This window comes from uncultured Stenotrophomonas sp. (assembly GCF_913778665.1).
Taxonomy (GTDB): Bacteria; Pseudomonadota; Gammaproteobacteria; order Xanthomonadales; family Xanthomonadaceae; genus Stenotrophomonas.
Genome location: NZ_CAJYVQ010000014.1, coordinates 29483 through 43835, shown reverse-complemented (window position 1 = coordinate 43835; position 14353 = coordinate 29483). Strand labels below are relative to the sequence as shown.

Here is a 14353-nt window from a genome sequence, read left to right as displayed (position 1 = left end):
CGCCATGGCACGCGCACGCACCGTCGTGGTGGCCGCAATTTCGCTGGCCTACCCCCTGCTGGTGTACCTGGCGATGGGCCGTTTCGAGCCGCGCTGGCTGTCGCTGCTGTTGTTTGCCCTGGCGGTGCTGCGGGCGCTGAGCACGCGCCAGCCGCTGTGGTGGGCTGCCGCCGCCGGTACCGGACTGCTGGCCGTGCTGGCCACCGTGCTCAACCAGGCGCTGCCGCTGAAGCTGTACCCGGCGCTGGTCAACGCGGTAATGCTGGCGGTGTTCGGCACCAGCCTGCGTTTCGGCCCGCCGCTGGTGGAGCGCCTGGCGCGGCTGCAGGAACCGGACCTGCCACCGTTTGCGGTGGCCTATACCCGCCGCGTCACCCAGGTCTGGTGCGGCTTCTTCGTTCTCAACGGCAGCCTGGCCCTGCTGACCGCGCTGTATGCGTCGGACCGGGTCTGGATGCTCTACAACGGATTGTTGGCGTACGTGATGATGGGCGTGTTGTTTGCAGGAGAGTGGCTGGTGCGGCGGCGGGTCAAGGCAGCGCACGCGCATGGCTGAGTGGATCGCCCTGGACCGGCTGCTGGTGGAACCGCAGCGGCAGCGCCGCATCGGCCTCTGCCAAGGCGAGGTGATCGATCACCCCCGCTTCCGCCAGTGGGTGCTGGCCTGGCGCGCGGCCTTTGCCGCCGCCGAGGGCCGCGACTGGGCGCTTTATTTCGATGATGCGGTGGCCTTCGCGGCGGCGCTGTTCGGTGCCTGGCATGCCGGCAAGCGGGTGTTCCTGGCCGCCGACAACCTGCCGGCCACGCTGCAGGCACTGCAACCGCAGGTGAGCGGTTTCGCCGGTGATGTGTCGGCCGATTACCGGCCTCTGGCGCCACTGGACGCAGCGCTGGATGGCCCGTTGCAGGCGCTGGACGAGCGTGCCTGCGAGCTGTGCGTGTTCACCTCCGGCAGCACCGGCCACCCCAGTGCGATCAGCAAGCGCATGGACCAGCTGGCGCGCGAAGTCGATGCGCTGCAGGCCGCGTTCGGCGCCCAGCTGGAGGGCGTGCAGGTGCATGGCACGGTGTCCCACCAGCACATCTACGGCCTGCTGTTCCGCGTGCTGTGGCCGCTGGCCGCCGGCCGCGTGATCCACCCGCGCCGGTTCTTCCACGAAGACCTGGTGGGCGCGCTGGCCGGTACTGATACGGTGCTGGTGGCGACCCCGGCCCACCTCAAGCGCCTGCCCGCACAGCTCGACTGGGCCAGCCTGCATGGTCGCCTGCGCGCGGTGTTCTCCTCTGGCGGCCCGCTGCCGGAAGAGGCGGCGCGGCAGGTGCGGCAGTGGTTGGGCGTGGCCCCCACCGAGGTGTACGGCAGCAGCGAGACCGGCGGCATCGCCTGGCGCCGCTGGGACACCGATCTGCCGCCATGGCAGCCGCTGCCGGGCGTGCAGTGGCGGATCGAGGATGGCTGCCTGGCGGTCGCCTCGGCGCACCTGGAAAACACCGATTGGTGGCGCACCCAGGACCGGGTCGAGGCGCTGGCCGGGGGCCGCTTCCGCCTGCTCGGCCGCGCCGACCGCATCGTCAAGATTGAAGAGCGCCGTGTATCTCTGGATGCACTGGAGCGCGCGCTGCGCGAAGACGCCGAAGTGGATGACGTGCGCGTGCTGGTGCTGCCCGGCCAGCGCGAGCAGCTGGCCGCGGTGGTGGTGCCGGCCGACCGCGCGCTGCTGGACGGTGGCGATGCGGCGCGCCGCGCGCTCGGCCAGCGCCTGGGCGCGCGCCTGGCTTCTGCCCACGACGCGGTCACCCGGCCGCGCCGCTGGCGCCTGGTGCAGGCGATGCCGATCAACGCGCAGGGCAAGGTCACCCAGGCCGCCCTGGCAGCGCTGTTCCAGCCGCTGATGCCGGAAGCGATATGGGACCAGCGCGGCGCGACCCACGCCACCCTGCGCATGATCCTGGACCCGGCGCTGCGGCCGTTCCAGGGCCACTTTCCGCAGGCGGCGATCCTGCCCGGCGTGGCGCAGCTGGACTGGGCGGTACGCTTCGGCCGCCAGGCGTTCGCGATGCCCGCTGCCTTCCTGCGCATGGACGCAGTGAAGTTCCAGCACGTGGCGCGCCCGGGTGATGAGCTGACCCTGCAGCTGGACTGGGATGCCGCGCGCGGGGTGCTCACGTTCCGCTATTCCTCCCGCCACGGCGTGCATGCCAGCGGCAAGCTGGTGTTCGCAGATGTGGACTGACCCCGCCGTTGCCGGTGCTGCGTTCGCGCCACTGGTGGTGATTCCCGTCTACGACCACGAGCACGCGATCGTGGCGGTGGTCGACGGCGTGCAGGCCGCCGGCCTGCCGTGCCTGCTGGTCGACGATGGCTCGCACGCGTCCTGCGCGGCGGTGCTGCGTTCGCTGGCACAGCGCCAGGGCGTCGACCTGCTGCGCCTGGATCCCAACCAGGGCAAGGGTGGGGCGATGCTGGCCGGCTTCGCCGAGGCCGCCGCGCGTGGCTACAGCCACGTCCTGCAGATCGATGCCGACGGCCAGCACGATACCGCCGACCTGCCTCGCTTCATCGAGGCCGCGCGTGCGCATCCGGACGCGGTGATCTGCGGCATCCCGGCTTACGACGCCAGCGTGCCCAAGGCACGCCTCTATGGCCGCTATGCCACCCATATCTGGGTCTGGATCAACACGTGGTCGCTGCATCTGCGCGACACCATGTGCGGCTTCCGCGTGTATCCGCTGCCGCCGGTGCTGCGCCTGATCGGCGAAGAGACCATCGGCCAGCGCATGGATTTCGACACCGAGATCATGGTGCGCCTGTACTGGCGGCAGCTGCCGGTCGAACACCTGGCCACGCGCGTGACGTATCCGTCCGATGGGGTGTCGCACTTTGATGTGTGGCGCGACAACGTGCGCATCAGCCGCATGCACACCCGGCTGTTCTTCGGCATGCTCTGGCGCGCGCCACGCCTGCTCTGGCGCCGCCTGCGCGGGCAGGGTTGAGATGGCGACCACGCACGACGCTCCGCACTGGGCCGACATCGGCGAGTCCACTTCGGTGGCCGGCGTGCTGTTCCTGTGCTGGGTGCACCGCTGGTTCGGGCGCTGGCCGTTCCGCCTCTGCGTGTGGCCGGTAGTGGCCTGCCACTGGCTCGGCAACCGTGTCGGCCGCCAGGCCTCGATGCAGTACCTGCAGCGCCTGCAGGCATACAGCGGCGTGCTCGGCCGCACGCCGACACGGCGTGACAGCCTGCGCCATTTCTTCGCCTTCGCCGACACGATGCTGGACAAGATCCTCGGTCTCGGTGGGCGCTACCCGCCCGAACGCATCCACCTGCACCGCGACCTGGTGCTGGACAGGATCGCGCGCCGCGAAGGCGGCCTGATCCTGACCGCGCACATCGGCTGCCTGGAACTGTGCCAGGTGCTGGCCGAGCAGGTGCCGGGATTCCGCATCACTGTGCTGGTGCACACCACGCATGCGCAGCGCTTCAACCGCCTGCTGCAGCGGCTGGACCCGCTGGCGGCGGTGGAGCTGGTGCAGGTCACCGCAATGGGACCGGCCACCGCCGTAATGCTGGCCGAGCGCGTGGCGGCCGGTGGCTTCGTCGCCATCGTCGGCGACCGCACGCCGGTGCAGGGCGGCCGCAGCGTCACCGCAGATTTCCTTGGTCATCGCGCGCCGTTCCCGATCGGTGCCTATGTGCTGGCCGCGGCATTGGGCTGCCCGGTCTACACGATGGCCTGCCTGCATCAGGGCGAGGGCTACCGGGTGGCGTTTGAACAGTTCGCCGAGCGCATCGTGCTGCCTCGTGGCTCACGCGATGCCGCGCTCGCCGAACAGGCACAGCGCTTCGCGCGCTGGCTGGAACTCCAGGTCATCCAGTCCCCGTTGGACTGGTTCAATTTCTTCCCCTTCTGGGATCAGGTTCCGCATGACGACTGACGCCGTACCCGTGTGCCGCTTTGGCGATGCACCGTTGACCATCGAAGACGTGGTGGCCCTGGCCCAGCGCCAGTGCGAGGCCGCGCTGAGCGACGCGCCGGCGTTCCGCGCGCACATCCAGCGCGGCGCCGATTTCCTCGACCGCCTGCTGCGCGAGGATGGCGTGATCTACGGCGTGACCACCGGCTACGGCGACTCGTGCACGGTGAACATTCCGCCGGCGCTGGTGGCTGAACTGCCACACCATCTGTACACCTATCACGGCTGCGGCCTGGGCCGTTACCTGGACCCGGTCGAGACCCGCGCGGTGCTGGCCGCGCGCCTGGCCTCGCTGGTGCGCGGCATGTCGGGGGTCAGCGTGCCGCTGCTGGAAGGCCTGGCCATGCTGCTGCAGCACGATGTGCTGCCGATGATTCCGGCCGAAGGCTCGGTCGGTGCCAGCGGTGACCTGACCCCGCTGTCTTACGTGGCGGCGGTGCTGTGTGGCGAGCGCGAGGTGCTGTTCGAAGGCCAGGTACAGCCGGCCGGGCCGGTGCTGGCGAAGATCGGCATGGTTGCGCTGAAGCTGCGGCCGAAGGAAGGCCTGGCGATCATGAACGGCACTGCGGTGATGACCGGCCTGGCCTGCCTGGCCTGGCAGCGCGCCGATTACCTTGCGCGCATGGCCACGCGCCTGACCGCGTTCAACGTGCTGGCCAGCGACGGCAATGCCCACCACTTCGACGAAACCCTGTTCGCGGCCAAGCCGCACCCGGGTCAGGGCCGCATCGCCGCACGCCTGCGCAGCGACCTGCACAGCGAGCGGCCGCCGCGCAATGAACAGCGCCTGCAGGACCGTTACTCGCTGCGCTGCGCACCGCACGTGATCGGCGTGCTGGAGGACAGCCTGCCATTCCTGCGCCAGTTGATCGAAACCGAACTGAACAGCGCCAACGACAACCCGCTGATCGATGCCGACGGCGAGCGTATCCTGCATGGCGGTCATTTCTACGGCGGCCACATCGCGCTGGCGATGGATACGCTGAAGAACACCGTGGCCAACGTCGCCGACCTGCTCGACCGCCAGCTGGCACTGGTGGTGGATGCGCGCTACAACCACGGCCTGCCGGCCAACCTGTCGGCGGCGGCCGGCCCGCGTGCGGCGATCAACCATGGCTTGAAGGCGCTGCAGATCAGCGTGTCGGCGTGGACCGCCGAAGCGCTGAAGCAGACCATGCCGGCCAGCGTGTTCTCGCGTTCCACCGAGTGCCATAACCAGGACAAGGTCAGCATGGGCACCATCGCCGCGCGCGACTGCCTGCGCGTGATCGAGCTGACCGAACAGGTGGTGGCGGCGATGCTGATCGCTGCGCGCCAGGGCCTGGCCCTGCGCGAGCGGGTTGGCCTGAATGCGCAGCTGCATGGCAGTCTGGCCGACATGTACGCCGACCTGGGGCAGCGCATCGCCCTGGTCGAAGAAGACCGCGCGCTGGATCGCGAACTGCGGGAACTGCTGGTGGAGATCCGCACGCAACGTTGGGAGCTGTATGCCGGTGAATGAGGCCATCGAACGGGTCGGCGAAATCACGCTGACCCCCGCCTTCCATGACTGCGATCCGATGAACGTGGTCTGGCATGGCAACTACTTCAAGTACTTCGAGATCGCGCGCTGCGCGCTGCTCGGCCGCTACGACTACGACTACCCGCAGATGCTCGAATCGGGCTACCTGTGGCCGGTGGTCGATGCGCGGGTGAAGTACGTGCGCCCGCTGCTGTTCAACCAGGCCCTGCGCGTGGTTGCGCGCATCGTGGAATGGGAGAACCGGCTGAAGATCGAGTACGAAATCCTCGATGCGGAAAGCGGCCAGGTGCTGACCCGCGCGATGACCATCCAGGTCGCGGTGGACGCGGCCAGCAAGGAAATGCTGTACCAATGCCCGCCGGTGCTGTGGGAACGCCTGGGAGTGCCTGCGCCGTGAATATGCTTGCCCGTCTTTCGAGCGTGCTGCTGTGCACGCTGCTGCTGGTGGCCGTACCGCGTGTACAGGCGGCCGATTCCGCCGTCGATGCGATCACCCAGGCGGTGGCGCGGCCCGACGTGCTGCGTGGCCAGTTCAGCCAGGACAAGCAGGTCAGCGGCTTCAAGAACCCGCTGCGCTCGCAGGGCCGGTTCGTGGTCGCGCGCCAGCACGGCGTGATCTGGACCACGCTCAAGCCGTTCCCGTCCGAAGTGGTGGTCACCGCCGACCGCATCCTCAGCCGCCAGCGCGATGGCACCACCCGCGTCGAGCTCGACGCGCGGCAGCAGCCGGCGATGCGCTCGGTCAACGCGATCATGTTCGCGTTGATGAGCGGCGACGTGCAGGCGCTGTCCAGCCAGTTCAATGTTGCTGCCAGCCGCGACGGCCAGGGCTGGCGCCTGCGCCTGACACCGAAGTCGGCAATGCTGGCAAAGGCGTTCGAATCGCTGACCCTGCAGGGTGACCGCTATGTGCGCCAGGTGGAGATCGTCGAGGCCAACAAGGACCGCACGCAGATCCAGTTCAGCGCATTGAGCGAGGCCCCGGCCACGCTGAATCCCGATGAGGCACGCCGCTTTGAGTGACGCCGTGGCGTTGAACGCACCGGACCGGTTGCGGCGTTGGTGGCACTGGCTGGGCGTTGCCTGGCTGGTGCTGCTGCTGGTACTGGGCGTGCAGCAGTGGCGGCTGTGGAGCCAGGAATCGCGGATCGACACCGACATCCTCGCGTTGCTGCCGCAGGATGCGCATGACCGCCTGTTGAGCGATGTCACCCGGCGCATCGCCGATGGCAGTTCGCGGCAGGTGGTGGTGCTGCTCGGCAGCCAAGACGGTGCCGCCGCCAAGCGCGCGCAAGCGGCGTTCGCCGCGGCCATGGCTGCCGATGCCGACAGTGCGTTGCTGGTGCCCAGTGGTTCGATCGAAGGCTGGTTCGATGAGGCGCGCGCGTTCTATGCGCCGTACCGCGACCGCCTGCTGACTCCCGGCCAGCGCACCCAGCTTCAGAGCGATAACACCGGGGCGCTGGCCGAACAGGCGCTGGCCGCGCTGTATGGCCCGATGGGCGCGCCGCGCTTGACCGACTGGCGGCAGGACCCGCTGTCGTTGTGGCCACAGTGGTGGCAGCAGCAGGCGCAGGGGTCAGGCTTGCGCCTCGGCGATGACGGCTTGCTCGAAGCCGAGGGCAAGCATTGGGCGGCGCTGCAGTTCGATACGCCGGGCTCGGCCTTCCAGCTCGATGGCGAGCGCCATCTTGATGGCCTGCTGGAACGTGCCGGGCAGGCCGCCAAGGCGGCGGCGCCGTCACTGGAAATCCTGCATGCCGGCGTTCCGCTGCACGCAGAGGCCGCCGCGGTACAGGCCAACCAGGAGATCAACACCATCGGCTGGGGCTCGCTGGCAGCGGTGCTGCTGCTGGTGTGGCTGGCCTTCCGTTCGCTGCGCCCGATCCTGCTGGTGGCCGCCTCGCTGCTGATCGGCTGCGGCGTGGCACTGGCGGTGACCGTGCTGGTGTTTGGCAAGGTGCACGTGCTGACCCTGGTGTTCGGCGCGTCGCTGGTGGGCGTGGCCGAGGACTACGGCATCCACTGGTTCGCCTCGCGCCAGGCCGAGCCGGCCGATCGCCGCTGGAAACTGCTGCGGCACCTGTTGCCGGGCCTGTGGCTGGCCCTGCTGACCAGTGCGCTGGCCTATCTGGCGCTGGGCCTGGCCCCGTTCCCGGGCCTGCGCCAGATGGCGCTGTTCTCGGTGGTCGGCCTGGCCGCCGCCTTCCTCACGGTGATCTTCTGGTTCCCGTGGCTGGACGGTGGCGAGATCCGCCAGACCCGTTTTGCGCAGTGGCTGGGCAACACGCTGGAACGCTTCCCGCGCCTGCATGGCACGCGGCCGGTGGCGATCTTCGTGGTGGTCGCGCTGGCGCTGTCCGCGCTGGGTATCGCGCGCCTGCACAGCAACGACGACCTGCGCAGCCTGCAGTCTTCGCCTCCGGCGTTGATGGCCCAGCAGATCCGCCTGAGCCAGCTGCTGGGCATGCCCAGCCCGGCGCAGTTCTACCTGGTGCAGGGTGCCGATGCGGCGCAGCTGCTGCAACGCGAAGAGGCACTGACCGAACGCCTGCGTGCGCTGGCCGATGACAAGCGCATCGGCGGCTACCGCGCGATCAGCGACTGGCTGCCGTCGCCCGCACGTCAGCAGGCCGATGCAGCGCTGACCGCAAAGGTGGAACCCCGCGTCCTGGATGCCGTGTCCGAGGCGGTGGGTGAACCGCTGCCGCGCCCCGATTTCGCCGCCACGCCGTTGACTGCCGAGGCCTTCCTCGCCTCGCCAGCCTCGCAGCCGTTCCGCCATCTGTGGGTGGGTGCGGTGGGCGGGCAGATGATCAGCGTGGTGATGGTCGATGACCTGTCGCGCGCCGACGCGTTGGCGACCCTGCGTGGCGCGGCCGAGGGCCTGCAGGGCGTGCGCTGGGTCGACCGTACCGCCGATTTCTCGCAGCTGCTCGGCCATTACCGCAAGCTGATGGGCGGGCTGCTGCTGGTCGGCATCGTGCTGGTGTTCGGTGCGCTGTGGCTGCGCTACCGTCGCCAGGCTTGGCGCGTATTCGCGCCGACCCTGATTGCCGGTGCGCTGACCCTGGGCCTGCTGGGCCTGTTCGGCCAGCCGCTGCAGTTGTTCAACGTGCTGGCGCTGATGCTGCTGCTGGGCATGGGCATCGACTACGGCATTTTCCTGATCGAGCATCGCGGTGATGCCAGCGCATGGCTGGCAGTGTGCGTGGGTGCGGCCAGTACCTGGCTGTCGTTCGGCCTGCTGGGCCTGTCGCAGACTCCAGCGCTGCGCGCCTTCGGCCTGACCCTGCTGTTCGGCATCGGCCTGGTCTGGCTGATTTCGCCGTTGTTCCGGCCGCCGCCGCACGACGTGCCCCCGGCCTGACCCCGCCTTCCGGTTTTCTTCATTTTCTCTGATCGAGCAACAAGGACGCCCCGATGAGTACTGCTGTGGATGCTGTCGAACGCACTGAAATCCTGATCATCGGGGCGGGCCCGGCCGGCTCCGTCGCCGCGGCGATGCTGCGCCAGCAGGGCCGCCAGGTGCTGATGCTGGAGCGCCAGCAGTTCCCGCGCTTCTCCATCGGGGAAAGCCTGCTGCCGCAGAGCATGGAGTACATCGAAGCGGCGGGGCTGCTGCAGGACGTGGTCGAGGCCGGTTTCCAGTACAAGAACGGTGCCGCCTTCGTGCACGGTGAGGCGCGTACCGCGTTCGATTTCAGGAAGAAGTTCTCGCCCGGCTGGGGCACCACCTACCAGGTGCAGCGCGCCGACTTCGACAACGTGCTGGCACGCGGTGCCGAGCGCATGGGCGCCACGCTGCGCTTCGGCGATGAAGTGCTGTCGGTCGAAGCCGGTGAGCAGCCGGCGGTGAACGTGCGTCGCCCGGATGGCAGCGAATACCGCATCGAAGCCGACTTCATCCTCGATGCCTCCGGCTTCGCGCGCCTGCTGCCGCGCCTGCTGCAGCTGGAATCGCCGTCCAACTTCCCCGTGCGCGGTGCGATCTTCTGCCATGTGCGCGACAACATTCCGGCCGAAGCGGAATTCGACCGCAACAAGATCCTGATCACCACCCACCCCGAGCACATCGACGTCTGGTACTGGACGATCCCGTTCTCCAATGGCTGCTGCTCGCTGGGCGTGGTCGCCGAGCCGTCGTTCTTCGAACGCTACGAAGGCGACGACCTGCAGAAGCTGCAGGCCATCGTCGGCGAGGACCCGAACCTGACCGGGCTGCTGGCCAATGCCGAATGGGCGGTGCTGCCGGTGCGCCGCATCACCGGCTACTCGGCCAATGTCAGCTCGCTGTGGGGCCCGGGCTATGCGCTGCTGGGCAACGCCGGCGAGTTCCTCGATCCGGTGTTCTCCTCCGGGGTCACCATTGCCTTCAAGTCCGCGCAGCTGGCCAGCGACTGCCTCAGGCGCCGCTACGCCGGTGAAACCGTGGACTGGGAGGCGGAATTCTCCAGGCCGCTGCGCGCGGGCGTGAAGACCTTCCGCCGCTTCGTGGAAAGCTGGTACCAGGGCGGCTTCCAGAAGATCATCTACCACCCGCAGCAGCAGCCGGAAGTGCGCAACATGATCAGTTCCATCCTGGCCGGATACGCCTGGGACACCAACAACCCGTATGTAGCCGATGAAAGTGGCCGCCGCATGCGCGTGCTGGAGGAACTGTGCAGCGCCTGATCGTCCGCACCGCGGCCCTGCTGCTGTGCCTGCTGCTGGCCGCCTGTGCCGGGCGCATGCCCAAGCCACAGGTGGAACTGCCGTCGCTGCGCCTGTCGCCGGCCAGCCTGCCGGCGCCGCTGGCGCTGCAGCAGCAGCTGCATTTCCGTTTCGGCAGCCATGAGCGCGACCTCGATGCGCTGCTGGAAGCCGATGCACAGCAGGTGCAGCTGGCCGTGCAGGCGATGGGCCAGACCGGCGTGCGCCTGCAATGGGATGGCCAGCGGCTGACCCAGCAGCGCGCGCCGTGGCTGCCGCCGCAGGTGCGCGCGGAGCGTGTGCTGGACGACCTCCAGTTCGCGCTGTGGCCAACCGCCGCCATCGCCGCCGCACTACCGGCCGGCTGGCAGGTCAGCGATGACGGCCAGCAGCGCCGCCTGTCGCGCGATGGCGTGGTGTGGTTGCAGCTGCAGCGCCTGGACGACGGCAGTGTGCAGCTGGACAACCGCGCCGAAGGCTATGCGCTGCGCATCGAATCGATCGACACGGCCGGGCAGGACCGATGAGCGCACCGATCTACCTGAACGACCTGGGCATGGTCTGCGCGCTCGGCGAGGGCCGTGCCGCGGTGGCGTCGGCACTGTTTGCCGATGCACCGGGGGGGCTCAGCGACAACGATACCCTGCTGCCGGGACACACCCTGGCGCTGGGGCAGGTGCGTACACCGCTGCCGACGCTGGAAGAGCTGCCGGCCGCCCTGCGCGGGCGCAACAACGCCCTGCTTGACGTGGCACTGGCGCAGATCGCGCCGGCGGTGAGCGCCGCCATCGCCCGCCACGGTGCCGATCGCGTAGCGGTGGTGCTGGGCACCAGCACCTCGGGCATCGGTGAATCCGAGCTGGCACTGCGCACCTACGCCGACCAGGGCCAATGGCCGCCGGGGTTCGATTACGCCCAGCAGGAAATGGGCACCGCCGCGCAGTTCGTGCGTAAGCGCAGCGGCGCGCAGGGCCCGGCGTGGACCCTGTCCACCGCCTGCTCGTCCAGCGCCAAGGCGCTGATGTCGGCTGCGCGCATGCTGCGCGCCGGCATCGTCGATGCGGTCATCGCCGGCGGTGCCGACTCGCTGTGCCGCTTCACCGTGGCCGGCTTCAGCGCCCTGGAATCGGTATCGGCGGCACGCTGCAACCCGTTCTCGCAGCACCGCGCCGGCATCAACATCGGCGAAGGCGCCGCGTTGTTCCTGCTCACCCGCGAGCCGGGCCCGGTGTGCCTGGCCGGGTGGGGCGAATCGGCCGACGCGCACCATATGTCCGCCCCCGACCCGCAGGGGCTGGGTGCCATCGACGCCCTGCAGCAGGCGCTGCAGCGCGCCGGCTGGGCGTCCGGTGAAGTGGATTACGTGAATCTGCATGGCACTGCCACCGGCCACAACGATGCGATGGAAAGCCTGGCGGTCTCTCAGGTGCTGGGCACTGGCGTGCCGGCCAGCTCGACCAAGCCGCTGACCGGGCACACGTTGGGTGCCTCGGGTGCGATTGAAGCCGCGTTGTGCTGGATCCTGCTGGCCGAGAATCCGCAGCAGCAGTTGCCGCCGCACTGGTGGGACGGCGTCGCCGATCCGGCGCTGCCGGTGCTGCCGCTGGTCGCGCCCGACACCCGCCTGGCGCAGCCGCCGCGGCGGGTGCTGAGCAATTCGTTCGCCTTCGGCGGCAGCAATGCCGTGCTGGCGCTGGAGCGTCGATGAACACGCTGTATGCAATCGAAGAGGTGGTGCCGCACCGCCAGGACATGTGCCTGCTGGAGCGCATCACCCAGTGGGACCAGGACACCATCGAGGCCGAACTGGTGGTGCCCGAGGCTGGCCTGTTCGTCGAAGGCGGGCAGGTGCCGGCGTGGGTCGGCATTGAATACATGGCGCAGGCCATCGCGGCCTGGGCGGGCTGCCGCGCGCGCGCGGCCGGCAAGCCGCCGCAGCTCGGTTTCCTGCTCGGCAGCCGCCGCTACAACAGCGCGCGCGGCAGCTTCCCCAGCGGCTCGCGGCTGCGTGTACAGGCGCGCTGCGAGCTGTTGGGCGACAATGGATTGGGGATGTTCGCCTGCCGCATCCTGGCGGGCGAGGACGAATGGGCGACAGCCAACGTGTCGGTGTTCGAACCGGCCGATGCGATGGCCTATCTGGAGAGTGGACAGGCATGACAGGGAATCGAAGCGTGCTGGTGACCGGCGCCAGCCGGGGCATCGGCCGGGCCATCGCGCTGCGCATCGCGCGTGATGGCTTCGACGTGGTGGTGCATTGCCGCAGTCGCGTGGATGAAGCACAGGCGGTGGTCGCCGAGATCCAGGCACTGGGCCCGCAGGCCCGCGTGCTGGTCTTCGACGTGGCCGACCGCGAGGCCGCACGCGCAGCGCTGGAGGCCGATGTCGAAGCGCATGGCGCGTATTACGGCGTGGTCTGCAATGCCGGCATCGCCCGCGACGGCGCTTTCCCGGCACTGTCGGCCGACGACTGGGACCAGGTCATCCACACCAACCTGGATGGCTTCTACAACGTGCTGCACCCGTTGATCATGCCGATGGTGCGGCGGCGCAAGCCCGGCCGCATCGTCACCCTGTCGTCGGTGTCCGGGCTGGCCGGCAACCGCGGGCAGGTCAACTACAGCGCCGCCAAGGCCGGCATCATCGGTGCCACCAAGGCGCTGGCGCTGGAACTGGCCAGCCGCCAGATCACCGTCAACTGCGTGGCCCCGGGCCTGATCGAGACCGAAATGCTCAACGACGAAGTGGTTGAACACGCGCTCAAGCTGATTCCCGCCGGCCGTGTCGGCCGTCCCGACGAAGTGGCGGCGACGGTGGCGTTCCTGATGTCCGAACCGGCCGGCTACATCACCCGCCAGGTGATCTCGGTGAACGGGGGCATGCTCTGATGGCCGCCGATCGTCGCGTGGTGGTGACCGGTGCGTCCGCGATCAGTCCGCTTGGCCATGACTGGCCGACCATCGAGGCGCACCTGCGCAGCTGCCGCAACGCGGTACGCACGATGCCCGAGTGGGATGTCTATGCCGGGCTGAACACCAAGCTGGCCGCACCGGCGCAGGACTTTGCGCTGCCGCCCAACTACAACCGCAAGACCACCCGTTCGATGGGCAAGGTCGCGATCATGTCGGTGCGCGCCACCGAAGTGGCATTGCGCGAGGCCGGCCTGCACGAACATCCGGTGCTGCGCAGCGGTCGTACCGGCGTGGCCTACGGTTCCTCATCCGGCAGCCACGAGGCCACCGGCGAATTCGGGCGCATGCTCAACGAGTTCACCACCGATGGCATCAGCGCCACCACCTACCTGAAGATGATGAGCCACACCGCGCCGGTCAACATCGGCGTGTTCTTCGGCTTGTCCGGGCGTGTCTACACCACCTCCAGCGCCTGCACCTCGGGCAGCCAGGGCGTCGGCGCGGCCTATGAAGCGATCCGCAGCGGCAAGCAGACGGTGATGGTGGCCGGCGGCGCCGAGCAGCTCGATGCCACCGCTGCGGCGGTGTTCGACACGCTGTTCGCCACCAGCGTGCGCAACGATGCACCGCAGAGCACGCCGCGCCCGTTCGATGCCGGCCGCGATGGCCTGGTGCTCGGCGAAGGCGCCTGCACGCTGATCCTGGAGGACCTGGAACATGCGCAGGCGCGCGGCGCCACCATCCTCGCCGAAGTGGTGGGCTACGGCACCAACAGCGATGGCCAGCACGTCACCCAGCCCAGCGCCGACACCATGGCCCAGGCGATGCGCCTGGCACTGGAAGATGCCGGCCTGGATGCGGCGCAGATCGACTACGTCAACGCCCACGGCACCGCCACCGACCACGGCGACATCGCCGAGACCCAGGCCACCGCGCAGGTGTTCGGCAGCCGCGTGCCGATCAGCTCGCTGAAGAGCTATGTCGGCCACATGCTCGGCGCCTGTGGTGCGTTCGAGGCCTGGCTGAGCATCGAGATGATGCGTACCGGCTGGTTTGCGCCGACCCTGAACCTGGCCGAGGTCGACCCGCGCTGCGGCCAGCTGGACTTCATCACCGGGCACGGCCGCGAACTGCGGGCCGAGTACGTGATGAGCAACAATTTCGCCTTCGGCGGCATCAACACCTCGCTGGTGTTCCGCCGCTGGAGCGAATGATCCACCGCGTGACTGCACCGTTCCCGTTACCCCGCAC

The 14353-nt window shown here is 69.0% G+C and carries 14 protein-coding genes; all 14 read left to right on the top strand.

What is annotated here, in order from left to right:
• The first annotated feature begins 4 nt into the window (after window positions 1-4).
• From QZ853_RS20195 to QZ853_RS20130, 14 genes are read left to right on the top strand one after another with little or no spacing between them, the layout of a single operon-like run.
• Complete coding sequence (locus QZ853_RS20195; RefSeq protein ID WP_249842469.1) at window positions 5-556, top strand: hypothetical protein; 552 nt, start codon at window positions 5-7, stop codon at window positions 554-556.
• Complete coding sequence (locus tag QZ853_RS20190; protein WP_295579486.1) at window positions 549-2234, top strand: AMP-binding protein; 1686 nt, start codon at window positions 549-551, stop codon at window positions 2232-2234. The genes QZ853_RS20195 and QZ853_RS20190 overlap by 8 nt, the downstream gene beginning before the upstream one ends.
• Window positions 2224-2994, top strand: a complete 771-nt coding sequence (locus QZ853_RS20185; RefSeq protein WP_295579483.1) for a glycosyltransferase family 2 protein — start codon at window positions 2224-2226, stop codon at window positions 2992-2994. The genes QZ853_RS20190 and QZ853_RS20185 overlap by 11 nt, the downstream gene beginning before the upstream one ends.
• A gap of 1 nt (window position 2995) precedes the next feature.
• The gene (locus QZ853_RS20180; protein WP_295579481.1) at window positions 2996-3937 is read left to right on the top strand and encodes an acyltransferase; all 942 of its coding nucleotides are present in this window, start codon (window positions 2996-2998) and stop codon (window positions 3935-3937) included.
• A complete protein-coding gene (locus QZ853_RS20175; protein ID WP_295579478.1) occupies window positions 3927-5477 on the top strand; it encodes an aromatic amino acid ammonia-lyase in 1551 nt (516 codons plus the stop codon). Before QZ853_RS20180 ends, QZ853_RS20175 begins: the two co-directional genes overlap by 11 nt.
• Window positions 5464-5895, top strand: a complete 432-nt coding sequence (locus tag QZ853_RS20170; protein WP_197591585.1) for an acyl-CoA thioesterase — start codon at window positions 5464-5466, stop codon at window positions 5893-5895. Before QZ853_RS20175 ends, QZ853_RS20170 begins: the two co-directional genes overlap by 14 nt.
• Before the next feature lie 2 nt (window positions 5896-5897).
• Window positions 5898-6521, top strand: a complete 624-nt coding sequence (locus QZ853_RS20165) for an outer membrane lipoprotein carrier protein LolA (RefSeq protein ID WP_295579924.1) — start codon at window positions 5898-5900, stop codon at window positions 6519-6521.
• A complete protein-coding gene (locus QZ853_RS20160) occupies window positions 6499-8868 on the top strand; it encodes a hypothetical protein (protein ID WP_295579471.1) in 2370 nt (789 codons plus the stop codon). The genes QZ853_RS20165 and QZ853_RS20160 overlap by 23 nt, the downstream gene beginning before the upstream one ends.
• A 53-nt stretch (window positions 8869-8921) precedes the next feature.
• Window positions 8922-10172 (top strand): NAD(P)/FAD-dependent oxidoreductase, encoded by a 1251-nt coding sequence (locus QZ853_RS20155; protein ID WP_295579468.1) that lies wholly within the window; start codon window positions 8922-8924, stop codon window positions 10170-10172.
• Complete coding sequence (locus tag QZ853_RS20150) at window positions 10160-10717, top strand: DUF3261 domain-containing protein (RefSeq protein WP_295579465.1); 558 nt, start codon at window positions 10160-10162, stop codon at window positions 10715-10717. Before QZ853_RS20155 ends, QZ853_RS20150 begins: the two co-directional genes overlap by 13 nt.
• On the top strand, window positions 10714-11898 hold the full coding sequence (locus QZ853_RS20145) for a beta-ketoacyl-[acyl-carrier-protein] synthase family protein (protein WP_295579462.1): 1185 nt from the start codon (window positions 10714-10716) through the stop codon (window positions 11896-11898). The genes QZ853_RS20150 and QZ853_RS20145 overlap by 4 nt, the downstream gene beginning before the upstream one ends.
• On the top strand, window positions 11895-12350 hold the full coding sequence (locus QZ853_RS20140) for a hotdog family protein (protein ID WP_295579459.1): 456 nt from the start codon (window positions 11895-11897) through the stop codon (window positions 12348-12350). Before QZ853_RS20145 ends, QZ853_RS20140 begins: the two co-directional genes overlap by 4 nt.
• On the top strand, window positions 12347-13078 hold the full coding sequence (locus tag QZ853_RS20135) for a 3-ketoacyl-ACP reductase FabG2 (RefSeq protein ID WP_295579457.1): 732 nt from the start codon (window positions 12347-12349) through the stop codon (window positions 13076-13078). The genes QZ853_RS20140 and QZ853_RS20135 overlap by 4 nt, the downstream gene beginning before the upstream one ends.
• On the top strand, window positions 13078-14316 hold the full coding sequence (locus QZ853_RS20130; RefSeq protein ID WP_295579427.1) for a beta-ketoacyl-ACP synthase: 1239 nt from the start codon (window positions 13078-13080) through the stop codon (window positions 14314-14316). Before QZ853_RS20135 ends, QZ853_RS20130 begins: the two co-directional genes overlap by 1 nt.
• Window positions 14317-14353: the final 37 nt, after the last annotated feature.

Excerpts from the sequence above, each read along its gene's own strand:
- QZ853_RS20195 (WP_249842469.1), top strand. The coding sequence starts at position 5 with ATGGCACGCGCACGCACCGTCGTGGTGGCCGCAATTTCGCTGGCCTAC.
- QZ853_RS20190 (WP_295579486.1), top strand. The coding sequence starts at position 549 with ATGGCTGAGTGGATCGCCCTGGACCGGCTGCTGGTGGAACCGCAGCGG.
- QZ853_RS20185 (WP_295579483.1), top strand. The coding sequence starts at position 2,224 with ATGTGGACTGACCCCGCCGTTGCCGGTGCTGCGTTCGCGCCACTGGTG.
- QZ853_RS20180 (WP_295579481.1), top strand. The coding sequence starts at position 2,996 with ATGGCGACCACGCACGACGCTCCGCACTGGGCCGACATCGGCGAGTCC.
- QZ853_RS20175 (WP_295579478.1), top strand. The coding sequence starts at position 3,927 with ATGACGACTGACGCCGTACCCGTGTGCCGCTTTGGCGATGCACCGTTG.
- QZ853_RS20170 (WP_197591585.1), top strand. The coding sequence starts at position 5,464 with ATGCCGGTGAATGAGGCCATCGAACGGGTCGGCGAAATCACGCTGACC.
- QZ853_RS20165 (WP_295579924.1), top strand. The coding sequence starts at position 5,898 with ATGCTTGCCCGTCTTTCGAGCGTGCTGCTGTGCACGCTGCTGCTGGTG.
- QZ853_RS20160 (WP_295579471.1), top strand. The coding sequence starts at position 6,499 with ATGAGGCACGCCGCTTTGAGTGACGCCGTGGCGTTGAACGCACCGGAC.
- QZ853_RS20155 (WP_295579468.1), top strand. The coding sequence starts at position 8,922 with ATGAGTACTGCTGTGGATGCTGTCGAACGCACTGAAATCCTGATCATC.
- QZ853_RS20145 (WP_295579462.1), top strand. The coding sequence starts at position 10,714 with ATGAGCGCACCGATCTACCTGAACGACCTGGGCATGGTCTGCGCGCTC.
- QZ853_RS20140 (WP_295579459.1), top strand. The coding sequence starts at position 11,895 with ATGAACACGCTGTATGCAATCGAAGAGGTGGTGCCGCACCGCCAGGAC.
- QZ853_RS20135 (WP_295579457.1), top strand. The coding sequence starts at position 12,347 with ATGACAGGGAATCGAAGCGTGCTGGTGACCGGCGCCAGCCGGGGCATC.
- QZ853_RS20130 (WP_295579427.1), top strand. The coding sequence starts at position 13,078 with ATGGCCGCCGATCGTCGCGTGGTGGTGACCGGTGCGTCCGCGATCAGT.